General features: G+C 42.0%; 22 protein-coding genes. 7 read left to right on the top strand and 15 right to left on the bottom strand.

What is annotated here, in order from left to right; translation table 11 throughout:
- Nucleotides 1–86 precede the first annotated feature (86 nt).
- The 6 genes from BAE46_RS13220 to BAE46_RS13195 form a co-directional block, all read right to left on the bottom strand.
- The gene (locus BAE46_RS13220; RefSeq protein WP_070113185.1) at nt 87–347 is read right to left on the bottom strand and encodes a hypothetical protein; all 261 of its coding nucleotides are present in this window, start codon (nt 345–347) and stop codon (nt 87–89) included.
- Nucleotides 348–712: 365 nt separating this feature from the next.
- A complete protein-coding gene (locus tag BAE46_RS13215) occupies nt 713–1,504 on the bottom strand; it encodes an SDR family NAD(P)-dependent oxidoreductase (RefSeq protein ID WP_070113182.1) in 792 nt (263 codons plus the stop codon).
- 165 nt (nt 1,505–1,669) lie between these two features.
- Nucleotides 1,670–3,253 carry an FAD-binding oxidoreductase gene (locus tag BAE46_RS13210; protein ID WP_070113180.1) on the bottom strand — a complete coding sequence of 528 codons (1,584 nt, stop codon included), beginning with the start codon at nt 3,251–3,253 and terminating at the stop codon, nt 1,670–1,672.
- Nucleotides 3,254–3,273: 20 nt separating this feature from the next.
- On the bottom strand, nt 3,274–3,933 hold the full coding sequence (locus BAE46_RS13205; RefSeq protein ID WP_070113178.1) for a hypothetical protein: 660 nt from the start codon (nt 3,931–3,933) through the stop codon (nt 3,274–3,276).
- Complete coding sequence (locus BAE46_RS13200; protein WP_070113176.1) at nt 3,930–4,682, bottom strand: DUF3108 domain-containing protein; 753 nt, start codon at nt 4,680–4,682, stop codon at nt 3,930–3,932. Before BAE46_RS13200 ends, BAE46_RS13205 begins: the two co-directional genes overlap by 4 nt.
- 42 nt (nt 4,683–4,724) lie before the next feature.
- Nucleotides 4,725–5,198, bottom strand: a complete 474-nt coding sequence (locus BAE46_RS13195; protein WP_141729351.1) for a VOC family protein — start codon at nt 5,196–5,198, stop codon at nt 4,725–4,727.
- Between the two features lie 226 nt (nt 5,199–5,424).
- On the opposite strand from BAE46_RS13195, the gene BAE46_RS13190 reads away from it, so the two are divergent.
- The 4 genes from BAE46_RS13190 (at nt 5,425) to BAE46_RS14870 (ending at nt 9,043) form a co-directional block, all read left to right on the top strand.
- On the top strand, nt 5,425–7,038 hold the full coding sequence (locus BAE46_RS13190; RefSeq protein ID WP_070113171.1) for an alpha/beta fold hydrolase: 1,614 nt from the start codon (nt 5,425–5,427) through the stop codon (nt 7,036–7,038).
- Between the two features lie 117 nt (nt 7,039–7,155).
- Entirely contained in the window at nt 7,156–8,040 is an 885-nt protein-coding gene (locus BAE46_RS13185; RefSeq protein WP_070113169.1) for a nitrilase-related carbon-nitrogen hydrolase, read from the top strand.
- A gap of 29 nt (nt 8,041–8,069) precedes the next feature.
- A complete protein-coding gene (locus BAE46_RS14430) occupies nt 8,070–8,702 on the top strand; it encodes an FAD-dependent oxidoreductase (protein WP_083256882.1) in 633 nt (210 codons plus the stop codon).
- Between the two features lie 185 nt (nt 8,703–8,887).
- On the top strand, nt 8,888–9,043 hold the full coding sequence (locus BAE46_RS14870; protein WP_171901040.1) for a hypothetical protein: 156 nt from the start codon (nt 8,888–8,890) through the stop codon (nt 9,041–9,043).
- A gap of 52 nt (nt 9,044–9,095) precedes the next feature.
- Here BAE46_RS14870 and BAE46_RS14865 read toward each other — a convergent pair whose 3' ends face one another.
- The 8 genes from BAE46_RS14865 to BAE46_RS13155 all read right to left on the bottom strand — a co-directional run bounded on the left by BAE46_RS14865 (nt 9,096) and on the right by BAE46_RS13155 (nt 16,190).
- A complete protein-coding gene (locus BAE46_RS14865) occupies nt 9,096–9,272 on the bottom strand; it encodes a hypothetical protein (protein WP_171901039.1) in 177 nt (58 codons plus the stop codon).
- A 90-nt stretch (nt 9,273–9,362) separates the two neighbouring features.
- Nucleotides 9,363–9,551 carry a hypothetical protein gene (locus BAE46_RS14675; RefSeq protein WP_141729350.1) on the bottom strand — a complete coding sequence of 63 codons (189 nt, stop codon included), beginning with the start codon at nt 9,549–9,551 and terminating at the stop codon, nt 9,363–9,365.
- Between the two features lie 317 nt (nt 9,552–9,868).
- The gene (locus BAE46_RS13175) at nt 9,869–11,113 is read right to left on the bottom strand and encodes an MFS transporter (protein ID WP_070113167.1); all 1,245 of its coding nucleotides are present in this window, start codon (nt 11,111–11,113) and stop codon (nt 9,869–9,871) included.
- Nucleotides 11,114–11,251: 138 nt separating this feature from the next.
- Entirely contained in the window at nt 11,252–11,377 is a 126-nt protein-coding gene (locus BAE46_RS15110) for a hypothetical protein (protein ID WP_280513161.1), read from the bottom strand.
- A gap of 2 nt (nt 11,378–11,379) precedes the next feature.
- Nucleotides 11,380–11,562 carry a hypothetical protein gene (locus tag BAE46_RS13170; RefSeq protein ID WP_070113165.1) on the bottom strand — a complete coding sequence of 61 codons (183 nt, stop codon included), beginning with the start codon at nt 11,560–11,562 and terminating at the stop codon, nt 11,380–11,382.
- Between the two features lie 193 nt (nt 11,563–11,755).
- On the bottom strand, nt 11,756–12,202 hold the full coding sequence (locus BAE46_RS13165) for a hypothetical protein (protein ID WP_070113163.1): 447 nt from the start codon (nt 12,200–12,202) through the stop codon (nt 11,756–11,758).
- 169 nt (nt 12,203–12,371) lie between these two features.
- Nucleotides 12,372–14,570: a TonB-dependent receptor gene (locus tag BAE46_RS13160; protein ID WP_070113283.1), complete on the bottom strand. Its 2,199-nt coding sequence runs from the start codon at nt 14,568–14,570 to the stop codon at nt 12,372–12,374.
- 342 nt (nt 14,571–14,912) lie between these two features.
- Entirely contained in the window at nt 14,913–16,190 is a 1,278-nt protein-coding gene (locus tag BAE46_RS13155) for an MFS transporter (protein ID WP_070113161.1), read from the bottom strand.
- A gap of 392 nt (nt 16,191–16,582) precedes the next feature.
- Here BAE46_RS13155 and BAE46_RS13150 point away from each other — a divergent pair, with 392 nt between their 5' ends.
- A complete protein-coding gene (locus BAE46_RS13150) occupies nt 16,583–17,488 on the top strand; it encodes a VOC family protein (protein WP_070113159.1) in 906 nt (301 codons plus the stop codon).
- Between the two features lie 1,255 nt (nt 17,489–18,743).
- Nucleotides 18,744–19,481 (top strand): DNA-processing protein DprA, encoded by a 738-nt coding sequence (locus tag BAE46_RS13145; RefSeq protein WP_070113156.1) that lies wholly within the window; start codon nt 18,744–18,746, stop codon nt 19,479–19,481.
- Between the two features lie 24 nt (nt 19,482–19,505).
- Here BAE46_RS13145 and BAE46_RS14425 read toward each other — a convergent pair whose 3' ends face one another.
- Nucleotides 19,506–19,682 (bottom strand): helix-turn-helix transcriptional regulator, encoded by a 177-nt coding sequence (locus tag BAE46_RS14425; protein WP_083256880.1) that lies wholly within the window; start codon nt 19,680–19,682, stop codon nt 19,506–19,508.
- Between the two features lie 130 nt (nt 19,683–19,812).
- Here BAE46_RS14425 and BAE46_RS13140 point away from each other — a divergent pair, with 130 nt between their 5' ends.
- Entirely contained in the window at nt 19,813–20,562 is a 750-nt protein-coding gene (locus BAE46_RS13140) for a hypothetical protein (protein ID WP_141729349.1), read from the top strand.
- Nucleotides 20,563–20,650 lie beyond the last annotated feature (88 nt).

Raw genomic sequence — 20,650 nt, 5'->3', positions numbered from 1 at the left:
ATAGTTGTGCTAGTGCCCTTACAGTTTCGATGTCGCGGCACTTTAAAAACTAGGCTGTGTTACCCCAAGCCAACCCATTATTGCAATTAACGTCCAAAAGGTAAAAGCCCATACTTTGCTCTACGTAATGCATTAATAAATAAGGCATCTATATGCGGCCCAAAATCACCTTTTTTGAGATTTATAAAACCTTTTTTCCAATCTGCTATAGTTAAGCGCAAGTAAAGCCCTATCACTAATAACATCGCATAAACCACTAATTTAATACCAATCCAAGGCTCGGTTATCGGCCACTGTGTGCTAATTGTGCTTACGCCAAAACCAATTAAGAAAAGTATTAGTATCATTCGCCAAACAAAGTCAGTCGTCTGCCAAAAACACCTTTAGGTGACAACCTAGTTTTATAAACTCGCCTAACCAAGCGATGGCTAATACCCAAGTACTATCAAGAGGGGTTGTGAAATTAGTACAGAGCCTCGCATATAAGCCATTTGCAATCCAACAATAGGTAACAACATAATGGCCGTTCTTGGTAAGACATCTATCGCTAACAGAGCACCTAAAAATCTCAAGCGTTCGTCAACCGGAAGATCGGGCCTAACAATGTATATCGCGCAAACAAATACACCATAGTCACCACCTAACAGTAGGTGAATAAAATAATATGTAAGGTTACTAATAAAAAATAAGGTTCAAACATAAGTTTTCTCTTCTAGTCTCGCATTAATCCACCGCCATTTACATGGATGACTTGACCGGTAATATACCTAGCGCTATCTGATAGCAAGAACAATATAGGTCCAATAATGTCATCGATGTTTGCCATACGGCCAAGCGGAATTTTTTTATTATAATCCTCCTCATTAAAGCGTGAGGCCGCACCGTCTTCATTTGCACCCGCGGCATAGCCACCTCGAATAAAAGCTGTATTTACCGCGCCTGGCGCTATCGCATTTACTCTATGAACTGGCGATAACTCTGAAGCAAGAATCCGTGTTATCGCGTTAAGGCCTGATTTGGCCGCGCCATAAGCACTATAGCCTGGCGAGCCAATTTGGCCGATTGCGGTTGACAGCAACACGATTGAAGATTGTTCTGATAAACAACGGCTTGCGCACTGCAAAGCAATAACAGGGCCACGTAAATTACCAGACATAACGTCGTCAAATTTATCAATATCGAGTACAGATATCGATTCAGAACCTAAGGTATAGCCCGATGTAATCACCACACTGTCGAATTTAGTACCTAATTTATCTACTTTGTTAAAAGCACTAACAATACTGTCTTTGTCACGTAAATCTATCTTTATAAATTCCGTTAGTGCAGAAATATTTCGTCGAATCCCTGCGCTTGGTAAATCCATTACCACAACCTTCGCGCCTAGTGCCAAGGCTTGTTCAACTAAGCCATAACCAATGCCACCACACCCGCCTACAACAAGTAAGGTTGAATTAGCTTGTATTGTTTGCTGCCCGAAATTTGGAGGAATAATTTTATGCATAGTTCACTATCCAATTGATTGTTGTTTCGATATCTTTTAAAGCTAGTTTGAACGCTTCAAAATTGGTTTTCATAAAATTATCCTTGTTATAACTATGCTTGCTGAATGGCAATCAAAACTAGCAGAAATTATTTAACCGTTTTTTTTCAAACATAAGGCTGCTAGCTAGAGTCCTAAAACGCCCGGATTCATTAAATTGTCTGGATCAAGCGATTTTTTTATCGCCTTAATTAAGGACGCAGGCTCAGAATGAAGCGCTGTGATATAAGGATACGTTTTACCTATCTGATTCGAAGCGGCTCCAATCTCATGAAATAAATTGATAAGTTCTTGACGAACTTTCTCAACCAGTTGCCTAGCTTCTTCGTTTGGCTCTGGTTCAGGTATTTTATTTCTCTTTATTGCAGGTGAAGTATGGTGCATAGGTAGCCATGTATCTTTCCAGTTAAAAACCGGCTCATAACTGAAACTAAAGTTAGATAAGATCATTAAGAGTCGAGTGACTTCAACATGGTTACATTCAAAGTCTTTAGAGTAATTGGCCAGTATCGCTTCAGCACGATTGTATAAATTAAGCGCTTGTGAGTGCGCCACCTTGGCATTTAATGCGACCCATCGTTCACCTTTTGGCCCTACAATGGCATCAAGTGGCGGGAACAAAGAGGCACGTGCCGCTCTTGGAATTGAGTCGGGTAAAGCAATGCCGTCAAACGAGTGCGCAATGTCTCGGCAACCTTGAAGATCATGTTCAAGCGCTGCTTCAGACCTTGCTGAACAAACCATATGCAAGGAATGAATACCTTCATCAACAAAGCGTTTACCATTAATGGCTAGGTTAAAGCCCGCTTTCATACCTTTAAGAGGATTTCGTTCTTGCTTTATGACTTTAGAAAACGTGCTCAAGTCTGATTTGAAATCGCTAGCAGACAAGGACTCTTTGGTTTTATTCGGGTCCATCACATATGCTTCTTCAACTAAATCAGATCGTCCAATTTCAGAAATAGCAGCAATTGCGTTTTCAACACTTTTAAAACCAAAAGATGCATATCCAAAATACTGTGGGACCTTTATGATTTTTAATGTAGCCGATGTCTTGATGCCAAGACTGCCAGAGTCATGTACAAAAAGACCTGTTAAATCAGGTCCGAAGGTACGATAAGCCGGAGATCTTGAGTTAAGCACTGAGCGCTGACCTGTGCGTAATATATCACCATTTGCCAACACCGCATCTATGTTAAGCACTATTTCAGCAGAGGTGCCATAACGAGCACTTCCAAAGAATAATGCACCGTTTGACAATCCACCTCCTACGGTTGCTCTTGCGCCAGAAAAGGTTCCTAAAAAGGGCAGTCGAAGACCATGCGGATGTAAAGCCTCATAAATTTGTTTCCAAGTCACGCCCGCTTCGACGCGGATGTACATATCTTCTTTATTAATTTCTAGAATGTTATTCATTTTACTAAGATCAATAACTAGAGACTTTTCGCTTTTCGGCGTATAGCCCTCAACATAGGTCAGCCCCGCGCCTCTAGGAATTACATGCAGCCCAAGTGCTGTTGCAGTTGATACCACTTTGGATACTTCGCTCTCACTTGCAGGCACAGCAACCGCAACGCAAAGCTCTCCCTTTACAAAAAGATCGCTTGAGTAAAGTTCTCTAGAAACTTCATCAGTTAGCAGACTACCCTGGTGCAAATTTTGCTTTAACTTTTCTAAATCATCAGACTTGGATTGCTTGTCAATATTCATTGTGCAGTTATACCTTGTGGTTAAATGGGCTTCCAAACACTTAGGTATACAATGAGTGCTATAAATACCCAAAGCACGAGTAACACAGAAGTCGCCTTTTTATATGCAGACTTGATCGCTCGTTCGTTGCTTGCAGTTGAACCTTCCTTCTCGATCCTTTTCCATATCGTAAAATACTGAATAAGTGCAATACGAATTCCTACACCACTTGAAATGACGCCTGCAAAGCAGATAAGTTTCCACGACAGCCAATGTGGTATTGAAGAACTCTTTAAAAGACTGTAGATACCTATACCCGCTAAAATAATGATAAGTAGATATCGTGATGAGCGATCTATTAAAGCTAAGGTATTACTTATAGGGCCAGTTCTTAAGTGATGAATCACCTCTACAAAACCTAGCCAAGCCAGCATAAACAGCAAAAAGGCCCATGCACTAGCTTCACCACCAGGGATGAAGCCGTATAAAGCCGCTAACGCAAATCCTAATCCAAGCTGTAGCACAAGAGCATATCGAACGTGTTGATCAACGTTCATTACATGTGACATAAGGCGACTACGTTCGTCGAACGGCATACCCGCAGACCAAGAAACATATCTGAAGGTATGATTTATAACGAACTCTGAACCTAACCAATAACCTAGCACCGCAATGTGAGCGACTAATAGTACGGTAATCATACTGCGGATCTTCCTATAGGCACGTATGCTAATTCTGTAAGCTCATAATGAGTTTGCATATAGCCACCAACGGTCGCTTTTAGCAAAATATACTGTCCATCAGAGGTGCACCAAATATGGTACTCTGGGTGGTCTAATGGCAATCCGGGCACATCCACAATTTTGAAATGTAAAGCTTCAAAAGTTCCTGCTGTTACGGTGAGGGTCTCTTTACCCACATATTCAATGGCAACATCAACCAAAAATAGCATGGGTCCTGTAGCTCCCCTGTGATCGGGTGATGATAGGGGCAGGTCTTTTATTATTTGCGTTCCCGGTCCTTTTTCTAAGTTATATTGGCTCATAAGTAAGCCATCATTGACCATAGCGTGGTTTCCAAAAGCTGTCGCTTTTTTAGATAATTTAACCGTTTGACTTAAGCGGCCTTCAATAGATGTTAAAACCTCGCACTCACATCTATCATCTTCAAATGTAAACCAAGCTGAGCCTCTAAACTCATTACCTACTGAAATTCGGACAAAGCAGTCTTGGGGTGTTAAGTCTGAATTTAAGCCAGAAAAAACATCGCGGGTAATCATCGGTTCATCATCAATTTCTCCGTGCGCAGATACTGTTTTTGATCCATCATCTTGAATATCAATACGAAACGCTTCACGCCCTCGCTCTTGTTGTTCTCTGCCCTCTTTTAAACTTGTATAGTGAATTTTACCAACAATAGCGAAAGGGGCTTTTATGTCTTTTTTCTTCATTAACGTCGTTCCTATTTAATTAATCTAATAATAAGTAATGGTTTATTTTTTCGGGATAATTTCCAGCAAACTTATAAGATTGTTATCGGGATCAAAAAATATCATTTCTTTATACAGGCCCGCGGGTGAGCCGGGCGATGAAGTGGGTTTCGGATATTCAACTGGAGCGCATAAAAACTTAAGGCCATCATTTTCTAGTTGAGCACAAATTTCATCAAAGTTGGTAATTTGAAATACCGTTGCCGCTTGACCAGCAGCAATACCTTCTGGCGGAGTGGGCATATTCGGGATCTCAGCCTCACTTATTGTCATTAATGCAACAACAGGCTGGCTATTGCTATCGCTAGCCAGTAATACGATGCGCAAGGTGCAACTGCCGAGCCCTAACAGCCCCCCCGCACCCGGTCCTGAAAGCTTTTTATCGTCAATAATCACTAAACCCAATCTGTTTTGATAAAGGTGTAAAGAAGCGTTTATATCCTTGCAAAAGAATGTTGCTCTAGAAAGACTAATCATAACTATCCCCAATTAAATATAAAAAGCATAATGTTATAACAATATATTCAAATTAAATGCAAAATTTTAACTTGTCAAGCGGCTAAAGCATTGTTTTTAGTTTATTGTTATATTAATGTAACAATAAACTAATTTTATGGTGGCAGATACCATAAATGTTACAAGCAGCGCATATCGATAATTAACTTATATTTTATAAAGAATATTTTACGAGGAATACATTGTCATGAAAAAGTTTGTAAGCGTTAATGGTAACACAATCAGTTATCACGCATGGGGCACCACCGGACCTGTCATTCTTGCACTGCATGGCTCTCCGCAATCTGCTAGGGCTGTGGCACACGTTTGCGAAGTCCTCGCCCAAAAAGGCTTTGTAGTAATTGCACCAGACACACCAGGAAACGGCTTGTCGGACCCTTTGCTAAGCTCTGAAAAAATCACCATTGTCGATTATGCATCTGCGCTACATAGCTTTGTAGAAATCCTTGGTATAAAAAGCCACGGCATTTACGGTTTTCATACAGGCGCGGCGATTGCCTGTACATATGCGGCTTTATATCCCAACAAAACAAACAGTATCTTTTTTGATGGTTTGCCTAATTGGTCAGCTGATGAGCGCGAAAGTCTGGTTGGCTATCTTGCCAGCTTTGAGCCTATTTGGGATGGCTCACATATGACTTGGCTGTGGGCGCGAATGGAAGAACAAACGGTGTTTTTTCCTTGGCATCATGCAAGTTCTCATTACAGAATGGATTATAACGTTTCTCCCGCACAAGGCTGTCATGCCAATGTGATGGACCTGCTTAAATCAAAAAACAACTATATTCAGCCCTATACCGAGGCACTTAAGTTTAACCCCGGCAACTGGATTGGTTTGCTCAAAAGCCCGTATATATGCGCAGCCAGTTTTGAAGATGTGTTAACAGAGCATCTTAGTCGACCAGGGCTTGACCACGTGACGCCCTACGTATATCAAACTCGCGAAGAAATGTACGCAAGCGCTAGCCGCTTATTTGATGCCAACAAAACCGACGTAGTGACCCTTGAAGCGCAAGCTGAGGCGCCCTGCGGCTTCGTTGAATTTGATAAAGGCCAAGTATACTGGCAGGGCGATCCTTGGCAGCAGTCTGACTCACCAACCATCGTGTTTCTGCATGGTTCGGGGGATTCAAGCGGCATCTATACTCGACTCGCAAAGTCGATGAACCTATATACCAACACGCTTAGTTTTGACTTACCCGGCCACGGTTATTCTAACGACGACAGCACTCTAAGCGGGCACAACATTAGCACGCTAGCAAAAAGCTATCATGAAGCTTGCGCAGCGCTAGGTGTGAGTAATTATGTGGTAGTTGGAGAGCGCCTTGGCGGATTAATTGCTAATGAAATGCTTAAGCAAAAATACTGTCAGCAGGCTATATGTATCGATATTCAGCAAAAGCTCAGCAAACAAGACTGGCAAGATCTCGACTCATTTAATTGCGAACTAGCGCCGCAGTGGGATGGATCTCATCTTGCTAGAGCATGGAGAATTGCCCGCTGGGAAACACTCTTTACGCCTTGGTTTAAAAGAGACAGAGAGCATGCGCGCGCAATATGTGGCGCCCAGTTAGAGCCTAACGACATTCAAAAAAGAGCAGAGACTTTACTCATGGCAAAAAATGAATGGTTTACCGCTCTCGCCTTAGAGTCTGAGCCGGCAATAACCGATATTAACGTGGGCAATATTATTCAATATTCAACGTCTTTTCAAAGCGACGCTGATTCATCTGATATGCGTAAAATTTCATCGTCTAAAGACGACTGGTTTATAACGCTTTATGAACAATTTGCTTTTTAGCAACGAGTTCCTAAGCGCTTCCTATTACACTCTAAGGTCTACTGTCTAGGCTGCAATGCTTAGTTAGTAGCCAGACTTCTAATCAATTCTAAATTGTACTAGCACTCAGGAGTTACTATGAATAATGTATCCGTATTTAAAGCCATTGTTGCCAGTGTTGGGCTTGCACTTTTTGCTGTAGCGCTAAACGCTGAGGCAAACTCGGTGTTAGTAAACGCCAGTGGCAGTTACCACACCGTGGCGCTTGAAGAAGAAAACGTATTGGTTAAGATTGTGCAGGCCAGTGCTAAAAACATTCAAGAGTTTGACGACCCGGCGGCGGCACTTCAAGCCAACCTTGACAAAATGATTGAGTACGCCGAAAAAGCCTGCAGCACTGGCAAAAAGCCTGATTTTATTTTATACAATGAATTTCCATTAACCGGATACTCCTTTGGCGATCGCGCCGAAAAACTAAAGTACACGATTACTATTCCTGGCCCTGAAACAGCGGCACTTGGAAAAACGGCTAAAAAATGCGACTCCTACATTATTTTTGGCAGCTATGCCAGTGATGTCGATTGGCCAAACCATATTCTAAGCATTAATTCGGTCATTAATAGAGATGGCAATATAGCCAAGAAATTTTGGAAAACACGTAACGTTAAGCGCTTTGGCAGCAGCTCAGGTGAAATACCCACCACTACGATAGAGTCGGTGCGCGATAAGTATCGTGAAAAATACGGTATTGAAGAAGAGTTTCCGGTACTTAAAACAGAATTTGGGAATATTGTTGTGAGTACCGTACAGATAGACCCAATGGTGTTTGCTGCTTTTGCTATGCGCGGCACTGAAATTAGGTTTAGAACCTCAACGCTGTTTTTTGAAGCTGATGTACAAGCCATTGCGCTGTTTAATAACTTTTATTCAACCATGGCCAACATAACATTCCCCCAAGATAGTGATTGGGCGTCTATGGGGGGTAACTCGCTAATTGTTGCTCCTAATGGGAAAATTGGCTAACGGGCGCAAACTCAGAGCACTTTAGTGGCATGCAAGCCGATGCGCGCGACAAGGCCATGCTAGAAACTTTCTACGCTATTTACCCGCAATCACAAGGCCTAGTAACATTAGAAAAAGTGGTAGATTGGAGCAGTGACCCACTCACTCTTGGCACTTGGCCAGCTTACAAACCCGGACAAGTAAGTGAGCTTGGCGACGCTATTTCTCCGCCCCATGGCCGTTTGTATTTTGCCGGTGAACATACCGCGATATCTAACACTGGCATGGAAGGCGCAATGGAATCATCCGAGCGAGTGGTAAGTGAAATATTGCGTAATAAGAGTAAACATGTAATTGCCACAGCAGCGGATGACTCAAAATCATTATTCGTTACATGTATGGCATGTCATTCGTTAAACGAAGGTGGACCACGTAAGTTAGGTCCTAATTTGTATGGCTTTTTTGGTCAACCCGCCGCAACTCGCGAAGGTTTTAATTACTCACCCGCATTAACAAATGCAGGCATTGTATGGGATAAACATATATTAAGAAAATGGTTAACAACACCTGAAAAGGTGGTGCCCGGAACGAGCATGATATACCGCGGTGACTCAGCAGAGCCAGAGCTTGAGCAATTAATTGACTATTTGATTACGCAGACGAGCCCTAAGCTTAATCCTTAATATAAAAGCCAAGGAGCGATTTCCTTAGCTTTTCTTGCCAATAGATGATTTGGTTAGCGCCGTGCCCTACTAATATTCGTCGCACTGTTGAGAATGCGATGCCCAGGTCATCATGCACATCACATTCTCAACCATTTTGGCGTTGGCGTTAGGTGTACTCTAATGCTTCAAGGATAGCAATTGATTTGCGCATACCGCTGCAAGAACAGTCGCACGCACCATTTAACCGCTCATTCGCAGATGTAGTATTTTTTGGTGGCACATCGGGTTCTGGGGACATCGCTGGGATAGGATTAATATTCGGCGCAAAATTCGACATGAAATCTTCCATTACCCGCTGAACATCAACTTCTACTTCTTCTTGCTCTATGCCTTTTCCACAGGGTCGTGGGATTAAAAACTGCCTTTTATTGAGCCTATTATTGGCAATTCTAAAAAGTTTTGCTTGTCGGCCAAAGGCGCTGGCAGTGCAACTAACTGCGCCTCGTAAGAGCCGTGCAATAGCAAGACAGAATACTCTTGTATGGCAACTTGGCCGGTAGGTGTGAAATAAGTTTGCGAGCCAGCCAAAAGATCGCGAGGGCCAAAAGAACCGCTGTGGGGCCAACCTGCGCCTTCTCTGCTAATTGAGGTGTTGTTATAGCTTGGCGTTTCACCAAATTAGGCGACTGGCATGTTGACAATTACCGCGGTTAAGCCATTAAGCAGTGAAGCGTCAAGGGAATCTATGCCAATAGCTTCTGCTAGTCCTGAGGTTGCGTTGAACACCTGATCCATCAAACCAAACGGACGGCCCATCATACTCATGCTCGCCACTTTAGTCGGTAAAGTCAGCAAGGTGATACCCATTGAAGGACCACAATTCGTGTTAAAATCACTAGCAGATCAGCCACAGCGGTTTTCAGACACTTCTTCTGAGCAAACGCTTGAAACAGTTGAACCGCCAGATGTTTGCTGAACGTTTTCGTATAGTGCCTTATTTAATGAATACTCTAGGCTATTATGGTGAAATGGCGATTTAATACGCTTATGACAGCTGTTATATGAGCTTAGCTGGTATTAAATTTTGACTGCTAGCTTCTCAGGCATAATTAAAACCTCGGCAAAAATATCCGCCTATAAATATATGCATTTATTGGTGACCAAACGGGTAACTAAGATTGAAACTAAACGTGCTTTTTAACTTGGCTGATCAGCACTAGTGCAATTGAACACAATACTGCATAAATTACAAAGGCGTAGTGATAACTACCATAAACATCAAATATTACGCCGGTTAAATAAATACCTAAACCACCGCCTAAGGCGTCTAAAATAGTGATGGTTCCAAGGATTTTACCTGAAGCCTTTAAGCCAAAGTTATTGACCGCATTAAGCTGTAGCAAAGTATAAAATCCACCCCATGCAAAACCGATTAACGCCACACTGTACAGTACGGTAGATGCATCACTGGCAATTAGCGCAAACAAGCCTATTAGCATCATAACCATATTTCCGTAAAGCAGCTTTTTGCCTTCTAATTTATCTGCAAAAACACCAAAAATGAGCTTGCCTACTAACGCTGGTATAAATAAGGTACTAAGGCCAGCAGACGCAGACAAAATATCAAAACCCAAGTCTTGTAAGTGCAGAACTAAATTAGCTTGAAGTCCCATTAATGTGTAAAAGGTGCACATTGCTATGAGCGTAATTGACCAGAATGAACGGGTTCTGATGGCATCTTTATAGTCGAGCCCATGCTTTGACAGATCGTCTCGCGATTGCTGTGAATAAAGCTCTGTACCGTATGGCTTTCGGCCCGTTTCAGAGGGCTTACTCTTTACTAGCAAAATAGTTAATACGAGCAGTGCAAACGGAATTGCAGAGGCATACTGAAAGCCTTGACGCCACGAAATGCCAATACTAAGCCAATGACCAAACAAAGGCGCTAATATTGCCCCACCTAAAGATGTGCCTAGTATCGCGATACCTATGGCGGTGCCGCGATTTTTTACAAACCAATTTGACACCAGTATCACGCCTACGTTAAGCCCGCAACTCACCATAACAATAGATAAGAAAACGTGCAGGATGTAGATGTCTCTTAGGTTTTCAACATAACCATAGGCAAAGTAGCTAGGGATCAATACCAGACACCCAACAATCATAAGGATTTTAACCCCGACTTTGTCAATCAAAATCCCAAAAAGCGGCGCAAGAATACCCACGCCAATGAGGGTTATCAGCTCACGTAACTTTAAATCACCACGACTCCACTCTGGAAAATCCGCCAAAATTGCGCTGTCAAAAGCAGTGATACCGGTAAAAATCATCCCGTTTGAAATCATAAGACTCAGCATAGCAATGAACACTATGGTCCAATGCATTGCCTTACTTGAATTATCTTTTGCTTGCGCTACCGTAGATTGCATAAACCTTCCATTTTTATATAGTTTTGTCCAGATCCTTTATAACGCTAATCATAAGCAAGCTAATTGACATATAGCAACCATGTAACACTTTTGTTAAATTGGCGTTCTTATTATTGACGTTAGTCAAGACTAAGATGCTTATTCTCGCAAACCATCAATAAGCAGTACATCAAACTTACCCCAATTACCGTCTATTCGGGCACGGCGCAGCTCGTCATATCCTTGGCTATTCCAGAAACGACGCGCATATTCTCCTTCTAGCACCTCTATTGCATCGCCTCTACCAATGGCGATATACGCACCGTCGTATTTTTCATAGCGTGCCCAAGTTTGGCGGCATAGCCCGACATAAAGGCACCCCGGTCATACACCTCGTCAAGTACAAGCCTGTAAGCGGTAGACTGCTTTTGAACATCCTCTTGGCGTAACTCCCGTTCCCAATCACCCATACGTGTATAAACGCTGAGCCGCCAACACCAAGGACAACACCGATCACTATTCCTAGAAAGTATTTCATTGCATTACTCTCTATTGATGTAAAATTGTTGCCTAAACCCCATAGTACATTGTCAATAAATGTTAAATCGTTATAAACTCAGCTCCTATTGAGGCTAAGTAGAACATGCAAATAAGGCTTTAGGCCTATACTAGGTTTTCATCACACAAGGTGCGTTTAAAACACTTGCCGTTCTTGAACCAGTGCCAAGTGCGTGCGCGACTCGTTCCACTTGCGCCCATTACAATGCTTTCGTAAAAACATGCACCGGGCTCGTCTTTGCGTTCTAATTCAAGCAAAAAGATATGTGGGCTGGCCTGCCAGCCAAAGCCGGAGAAGGTTGGCGTATCCCAGAATATCTTTTGGTTGCGAATAGTGCCGTCAAATTCAACATTAAACGTGCGTCCATCATCCCAAGTAAATTGGTTGCGTTGAGTATAAACTACTGGGCCTGATTCTGGGAATACACACTCAACCTGACTTTTATGTTCATCAATAATATTACCATCGGTATTTATATGTCGATAAGTTCCGCGCCACATACCTCTGTGCTGCAGTATTTGAGGCATTAGTTGCTGGAGTGGATTTTTCATATTGTCTACTTTTATGATAAACGTGCTAAATGATTTATGCGGCAAGCTTTGTAAGCAAATGGTTAAGGGTAAGCAAAATCACTTACCTTTAATAAAATAGCAAATTTATCCCACTTAGCCATCTTCACCATGCAGCAGAACATCCTTGTTCACACTATTTCATGCGTGTTTAAAAGCGGTATTCAAGATCAACACCCCACGTTAAGGGCGCTGCTGCAAACTGTTGGAAGCTGTTTGCCGTTGAGGCCGGCGAATAGGTATGATCTGCAAGGTTACGTACCCAGCCAGCGACCTTCCATGCTTCGCTGTAAGGTTCAAACGATACTCGTGCATTCACCATTGCACCCACGCTTGTTAATGCACTTTCTGGCGCATTCGCAACCAAATTCCATGAATCATCTTCAACCGAAGCATCGAGACGGCTCACAATTATGCCGCTTTCTAATTCGGCAATATGCGTAATACCTAAGGTGGCTTTGTATTCTGGTGCGTTTTTAAGCTCTAAAGCTAACGCACACTCAATACTCGCTATTCCATTACACGCGGGTGATGACCCCGCGTTGGTCAAACCACCGGCCTGATCAAGCGTCAGCGAGGAATATTCTGCATCCAAGGTTCCTAGAATAATGTCAAAAGATAAGTTTTTAGTCGCAGCGTAGATAATCTCAAGTTCTAAACCTGAAATATCCGTTTGATCAACGTTGAAGCGTGTAAATCCTAAACCTGGGACAGTTGAACCAATTTGCAGTCCTTCGTAATTGTTAATAAAATAGGTTGCATTTACCCGCAGTCGATTATTCATCAAATCACTACGAAGACCAAATTCTAGGGTATCTACCGTTTCTTCGTCAACTGGCAAGAAGCAGGCCGTTGCCGCGAAACAGTCTGGTGACCAACCGCCGCTTTTAAAACCAGTCGCATACGACACGTAGCCCATAATGTCTTTGGTAAACTGACGGTTCAAAGCAACGGTAAAGTTTGTATTGTTAAAGTCACGAGACTCAACTTTAGTCGCGCCAGATGAAACCGCAAGCGCATCTACTTCTTTAGTTTCTGTGGTGTGACGAAGGCCTGTGGTTAAGGTGTAGTCAGAGAACTTATAGTCACTTTGGAAGAAAATAGCTAGTGCGTCAGTTTTAATACCTAGTTCAAACGGAAACACGAACACGGTATCAAGCTGCGCGTCTTCGGTAAAATAGTAGACTCCGGTGACAAAATTAAAATTGCCAGCGTAGTTTGAAGATACAGTAATTTCTTGGCTGAACTGGTCTTGGTCAGTTTGCTGTTTGTACACAAATCCAATACGGCTTAACATATCGTCTTCCATGGTACGATAACCGCTCAGAAACTGCACATCATAATCGCCAATAGCGCCGAGTACGTTCAAGGTTACCCCAGAGGTTTTAACTTCAGCGAAGTGACCCGTAAAACATCCTATGGGTAAAAAATTGACTGGCGTGTTGGCACTACATACTGTGCCATTAATAGGCTCGATGGTAAATATGTTGTTGTCACCATCGCGACCTGCCATGGTGCTACCGGGACTTGGATCAGAATCGTCGTCAGTATAATCGACCCCAACATTCATAGACCAATCCTGATTAAACTCGTGCAATAGGTTAACCTTAAACGCTTTAGTGCTCTGTTTTCCTAAATTAGTGCCCGCAAACTCAGCGAAGTCGCCGTTTGGATTAAGAGTATGAAAACCATCGCGACTGCGAGTTAAAGCGGTTGCTCTAATGCCTGTTGAGTCTGAAATTGCAAAGTTTCCAGTTAAGCGCGCATCAAGCCTAGCATCGCTACCAACACTTACTTTTGCCATACCATAGTTTTCGCCCAAATCAGGACCCTTGCTGATAAGCTTTACCGCGCCGCCGTTAGAGTTTCTGCCGTAAAGAGTGCCTTGAGGGCCACGCAGTACTTCGAGGCGCTCTAAATCAACTAGATCGAACAATGCGCCAACTTGGCGTCCAATATAAATACCATCAACGTAAATACCTACCGCTGGATCTGCAGAAATTCGTGACTCATCTTCACCAACACCACGCAAGAATATACGCGCGCCGTTGGCCGTGCCGGTGTTTGCGGCTAAGCTGATGTTAGGAACTTGGTACTGTAAGTCCAGAACGTTGCTAACCTGTCTTGTTTCTAGGGCATTGGCGCTTAAACCGGTAACTGAAAGCGGAACTTCCTGAATTGATTGTACGCGGCGTTGTGCGGTTACGTTAATAACTTCTACGCTACCTTCCTCATTTTCTGCAATATTGTCAGCGATACTTTCTTGAGCATAAACTGAAGTGGTTGTGCTAGCGCATAGTGCGGCAAAAACTGCGTGTCGAAGATAACGGTATTTTAATTGAGTTTGCATAATGATTCCCTGAGTCGTGGTAGATTCGGTGTAATTAAATAACACTTGTTGTGAAATTTTTGTAACAAAAATTAACATATGGCCCTAATGCCATATTATTATATCTTTATGTAATGTCAAGCATGAACTCAACTTTTTAGATACAAGACAGTATTTTGTTAAGGAGCTTTTTGAATAAAAATTAGACAAACACAAGAAAGCCGGTGTTTCATGCACCGGCTTTTATAATTAATTAAATTGTAGCAATGGCGTTGCCGTTAATTTCCTTTCGCTTAACACAATAAAATACTGCTGATTCATAATGTGAACCTACTAAGTCATCTTAGATTAGCTTATGCTGAACTAATCTTTAGCCGCTTTAGAAACTTGTGACGAATCTAGTTCCTCGTCCGGATCGTCTCCAAATGTGGTTGGATATTTACCTAACAGTAAAAGTAAGGCACCACCGGCTACGAACAGGAATATTGATGCAAAGATCATCTGATCGTAGCTACCTGTTGTATCGCGTACATAGGCATAAATAAGCGGCGATAGCGCTGAGCCAATGCCAAAGGCCATATATAACATGCCATAAATTTTTCCATAGTTTGCCATGCCAAAATATCTGCCTGAGAGATAAGCAATTAAGTCGCTTTCGGCACCCGCTGCAAAGCCCAAGAAAAAGCCGGCAAAAATAACCACAGGGAATAGGATGTCATCGCCAAGTAAAACGATGCCTGTAATAGCCGGTAAGCATAGTAATGGAAAAGCTACAAAACCGGCCCAGAATCGATCTAGCAATATACCAGTAATAATGCGTCCTGAAAAAATGCCTACACCTAGGGCCGACATAACAGACGCACTTTGACTAAGTGTAAATCCACGGTCGCCCAAAATAGGTACCATGTTGATAAAGGCACCGCCAAACGCTAAGGCAACAAGCATAATAGACACCCAAATTAGCCAGAATCGGTAGTCTTGTAACGCAACTGAAAGTGTAACCCCAGATACCTTACCCGTGGCACTTTTAATTTCTTTAGGTAACTCGTCAGCGGTAGGCTCGCGGAAAAGCCATAGGCAGACCGGTAGAGCAATTAACAGCGGGAAAAGCCCAACAATATAAAACATGCTTCGCCAGCCTTCATTTTCAATGGCCCATACTGCAATATGGGGAATAAACAGGGGCGGTAAGCTAGTGCCCATTAGTAGCAAACCTAGTGCTAATCCGCGACTCTTAAAGAACCACATATTGATTGCTCTACTCCATGTGACTGGAGTTGAACCAATTCCAACCAAGCCTACTAGCAGCCAAAGGCCGTAATAAACCGGAAGAGAAGCGGGCGTGAGTGAAATGGCCGCGAACGATAAGCCAAACGCAAATAATGACCAAAGGGCGACAGGCCTTACCCCATATTTATCCGCTAGCCAACCAAATAGCGGGGCCATTAGTGATGCAGTTATACCAAAGATGGTAATTGGAAATACAATTTGGGTGGTGGTCCAGCCAAACTCTTGTGAAAGTGGCGCAACGGTAAATCCAATAATATTATACGGTAATGGTGATGCGCCCAGAGCAACGCCCAGAAATCCAGCAAATAGGACTTTCCAGCCCGTACTGAATTCTTCATATTTGGTTTTCATATCAATTAGCCTTGTAGTATTTAACTGAGCGATTAGCCCTTAAAAAAATACGGTAGTATCACCATAAATGGAAATTTTACATACCTCTAAGTTACAAACACATAGTATTATGCTGTGTTAATTTTATTGTTATAACAATAACTCTAATTTTAACTTTAGATGCAAAATTTTAACACGTCAAGATAATCAATAGTTGTTTTTAATTGATTGTTATATTAATGTATCAATATAGTTTTTAAATCGAACTTGCGGAAACTTAATGTAGAGCTGTAGTTTGTGAAGATCCAGAGCTTTACATGTGTATGTCAACAATTAGAAAAGGTGCTTTAAACACAGTATTTGTGTAAATATGCACCATTCACACAAACGAGTACAAAAGGTGAATAAACGTAATGTATGACCATTTATATGTTGGCGTTAGAAATATTAACGAATCATTGAAGCTTTGGCACGATATCTTAGGCTTCTCGCTCAGCCACAGACCCGCAAGCGACTGTAGAGGATTAGAGGCACTTTGGGCCCTAAAGCCTAATGCAATAAGTGCACTTGTGCTACTTGAAACACCATCTGCGCCGTGTGGACGAGTTATGTTAGTAGATTTTACTGAAAATTCACAAAGCGTTAGACACGGTGCCCAAGCCTTCGATCTTTGCCCTAAAAACCTTGATATTAACGTTGTCAATTTCCACGATAGGGTATCTGAGCTTAAAGCAGCCGGCTATTCGCTTCGATCAGAGCCGGTCCATTACGCAATAGACAAGCTTGATGTATGGGAAGTGCAAGTAATGGCCTGTGATGACGTGAATGTAGTGCTTACCGAAATAGTCGGTGAGACCCTTGCGTTAACTCCTCGTCAGTTTGGTGGTATTACCTCGGTTGTCACAATAGTTGAAGATATTTATGAAGAGGCGGAATTCTACACTTTATTGGGCTTCGACATGCTTGACAGTCATTGCCTTAAAGGTCCAGACATAGAGAAAATGATTGGTCTACCCAAAGGAGCAAGTTTGACCATGCAGTTGTTGGGCGAAGCAAGTCATCGATTTGGCAGAGCCGAGTTAATTAAGTATGAAAAAGTGAAGGGGAATAACTTGTACCCGAAAGCAGCACCCCCCGCGATAGGCTTTTTCCGTGGTGCTGTTTTGGTTAGCGACTTGAAAAAATGTATTAATAGTTTGTCAATCGAAAATATGGTGGGCGCGGTGCCCATGGAAATAGACTATATAGACCAGAAGTTTTTAGCAATAACCCTGTCTACGCCTTCTGGATTCAATATTGATTTGCTGCAGCCTTGCTAAGCTGAAACACCATGCAAATGCCTTTATGGCGATGTCAGATGCTGTTGTAATTTATAAAAACCTTACAATAATCTTTATTTGTATGATCAACTTGTTATTTTATTTTGAAATGACTGAGCAACAGACGCTAGTTCAACGGCTATCTGATGGTGTCATATTATTAAAGAAACCCTAGAACATCGCGCTATTTTAATAGTCATACCGTACAGTTGTAATTTACAACAAAGCTTCCAACAATTAACTTTTTTCTTCTAGTTCATCGACTGCCTGATCTGTCAACTCGCAAGTCTTAAAGAAGTCGTTCCTTCCAACTTTGTGTGCTGCCTTTTGTTTATCTAAAGTAAGCGTAGCTTAAACCCCGTCTAGCGACAGCTGTTAGCGCCGGTGAAGATCCGCAGCTATTTGCCGAAGTTTAATTGACGTTAAAAGCATAAAAACCAAGTTTTCATTCAAAAACTGTATAAAACAGGCACAACTAGATCATTTATCCAAAGGCTAATTTTTTTGCATTAACTACCTCTGCACGTTTACGATAATCGGTGCTCCTTAACCAGTCATGTCTGAGGAACGGTGAACAAATTTCATTACATATATGGCAATAAACATCTTTATTGGGTCGTTTTCTGTCTGTCTCTAGCGTCAATGAGGCACATTTTCGCTTGTTAATCAGTAAATCACGAACAGACCAACCTTTGGAACCCTGATGCGTCACTTTCTGTTTCTGGCGCTCTCTATAGCTTTTTTGTCTGGCGGCATGATTGATGCGGCCTCGATAGGTACTTTGATAGCGCTTATTAGCCCGTCGACGAGCTTTTAGATACATGGCTGGTGCACATGGCTTGCAATATCTATTTCCCCGATCACAATGCCTACAAATAACTAATGGGCTATTACAATTGAGACAACCATACAGTCTAGAGCTACCATGCATATAAATCACAAAACCTTGGTTAAGTTACGAATAATCGTTAACTTTTGGCGAATAGTAGCTTGTTAGCTCATTGGCAAAATTAGCCAATGTCGATTACCAAAGAAAACCAAATTCACGTTATAAAAAATCACTTATAACCAACTTTGGCTAGAACTCAAAAACATTAAAAAAGGGCGGATATATAAAAGGAATCTAAACTTCGGCAAACAACAGCGGTTTTGGACCGGTGTTTACACTCGACCGCGTTACTTGTTAGTTTTGCCATTGGTGAAGATTAAAACGTTGCGTTCCTGTGATTTTATAACATTGTCAAGGGATCCGCCTTTGTCACGTTATAAAAAGCTATTAAGTGAGCAAAATACCAAATCCCTTACCATCGCACTTGGTGTGGCAAAAGCTGCGATTCAAGGATGGGAGGAGCAGGGTGTGACCGTCATTCCGATACCTAGCCCTAACTATCGAACAAGGTTCCATGAATTAGATGATGCACCTTCATTATTGTTTTGCAGAGGCAATATTAATTTATTGAACAGTTCAAAAACGGCTACTGTCATTGGAACATGCAATAATACCGATGAAGGTAAGCGTATTGCCGACATCGTATCCAAAGGGCTGATGAAAAAAGATTACATTATTGTCAGTGGATTGGCGCTAGGAATAGATGCCGTTGCTCACTGGGCTTGTGTTGAGAAGCATGCACACGCTATTGCTATTGTAGTTGATGTAGTCAAAATTACACCTGCAAAAAATAAAGGCTTGGCAGATGCAATCTTAGAATGTGGCGGCCTATTGTTGGCGGAAAACCCTCCCAATATTGCAGTGAGACCTACTTCATTTATTAGACGGGATAGACTACAAGCTGCGCTATCAGATGCAATCTTTTCAATTGAAACCTCGATTGATGGCGGTACTATGCATGCGGTTAATACTGCTAAAAAACTAGGCAAGCTGATTTTCATTCCTTCGCCCAAACTGAGCAATTATCTTGACACTAATATTGAGCAACTAGCTGGGATTATTGCTCTTGTTACCGTCCCTCGAGTGAATGAATTCGACAACTAATAAGGTAGCTGAGAGTAGAGCAACTTACCTTTGCTCAAGCCACTCATTAATCACATCACGCTTCCAACCAACAAAACGCGGCCCAAGTTGCACCGGCTCAGGTAAGTAGCCTCGCCTTCTCCAATTCCACAGCGTGACTGTACTAACACCTAAAGCTTCAGCTAGTTGATGCTGCCTAATAAACGGTTGTTTGAAGTGCATAAATTTAACCTCCATATTAAGTAAAACAAATTTAATGCACTCCTCATAATAACGTTGTTTAAGAAGTTATCTTATCCAGTTCCACACTTATCTATTTACTTTTTGATGCAGCTTAATATATGCTTGCGCCATGAATGAATCGATAAACATCATTAGACCTACTTATTGCCTATGTTGTTGGCGGCCGATTACAGAGAAAGCTAAAAGAGGTGGGTTAGAAACGTATTGTAGGCTTCATAAGCCTAGCGGTAAGTCGAAGAGCGAATATATGCGCGCCCGCAGGATGCTGGATAAATGGGTCTCGCAATATCAAGACGCGTTAACCAAAAGTGATATGCGGATTAAACAAGCGGCCAACTTAGATGAATTAACATCGACGCTTGTCGCAGATCCAAAACAATTAACACTCACTGAAATAAGGGCTGCAAAGGGTTTGATACAAGAGTTACTCAAAACAACGCGTCTATACTATCCTGTTAGCTTTAAGCGCCTTGGATCACTGGGTGAGCACATTAATCAGTTAAATCTATCGATCCATAAAGTACTTTTAGCAACCCACTTTGCTTTGGGCACAAAAAATATCACTCAGGCAGAAAGCGAGATAAGCGCATATGATACAAAAAAAGAAAGTAAAATATGGTTTACTCAGTTATTGTTCACAATAGCGAGGTTTGAAGCATTAAGCATAATTACCGAGCAATCTTTATCAAGAAGCGTGAGAAAAGATAAAAACCAAAAGCTACGCTCAGATATTGAAAAAGAGCTCAAAATAGCTAAAATTAACAATAAAAAGCTAAATCAAACCGCCATCGCTAGAAATCTCAACCTAAGCAAACAAAGGGTTGGTCAACTAGTGAAGGAGCTGTACGGGAACAAATAGTATGACAGGAAGTATGACAGATTAAAAATTAAAAATATAAATCCCTTAATTATCATACGTTTACAGATATATATTATAAGCAGATCCA

Source organism: Glaciecola punicea, from assembly GCF_001756615.1.
GTDB lineage: Bacteria > Pseudomonadota > Gammaproteobacteria > Enterobacterales > Alteromonadaceae > Glaciecola > Glaciecola punicea.
Note: the sequence above shows the minus strand (reverse complement) of the source record. Positions and strands in the feature narration are given on the sequence as shown.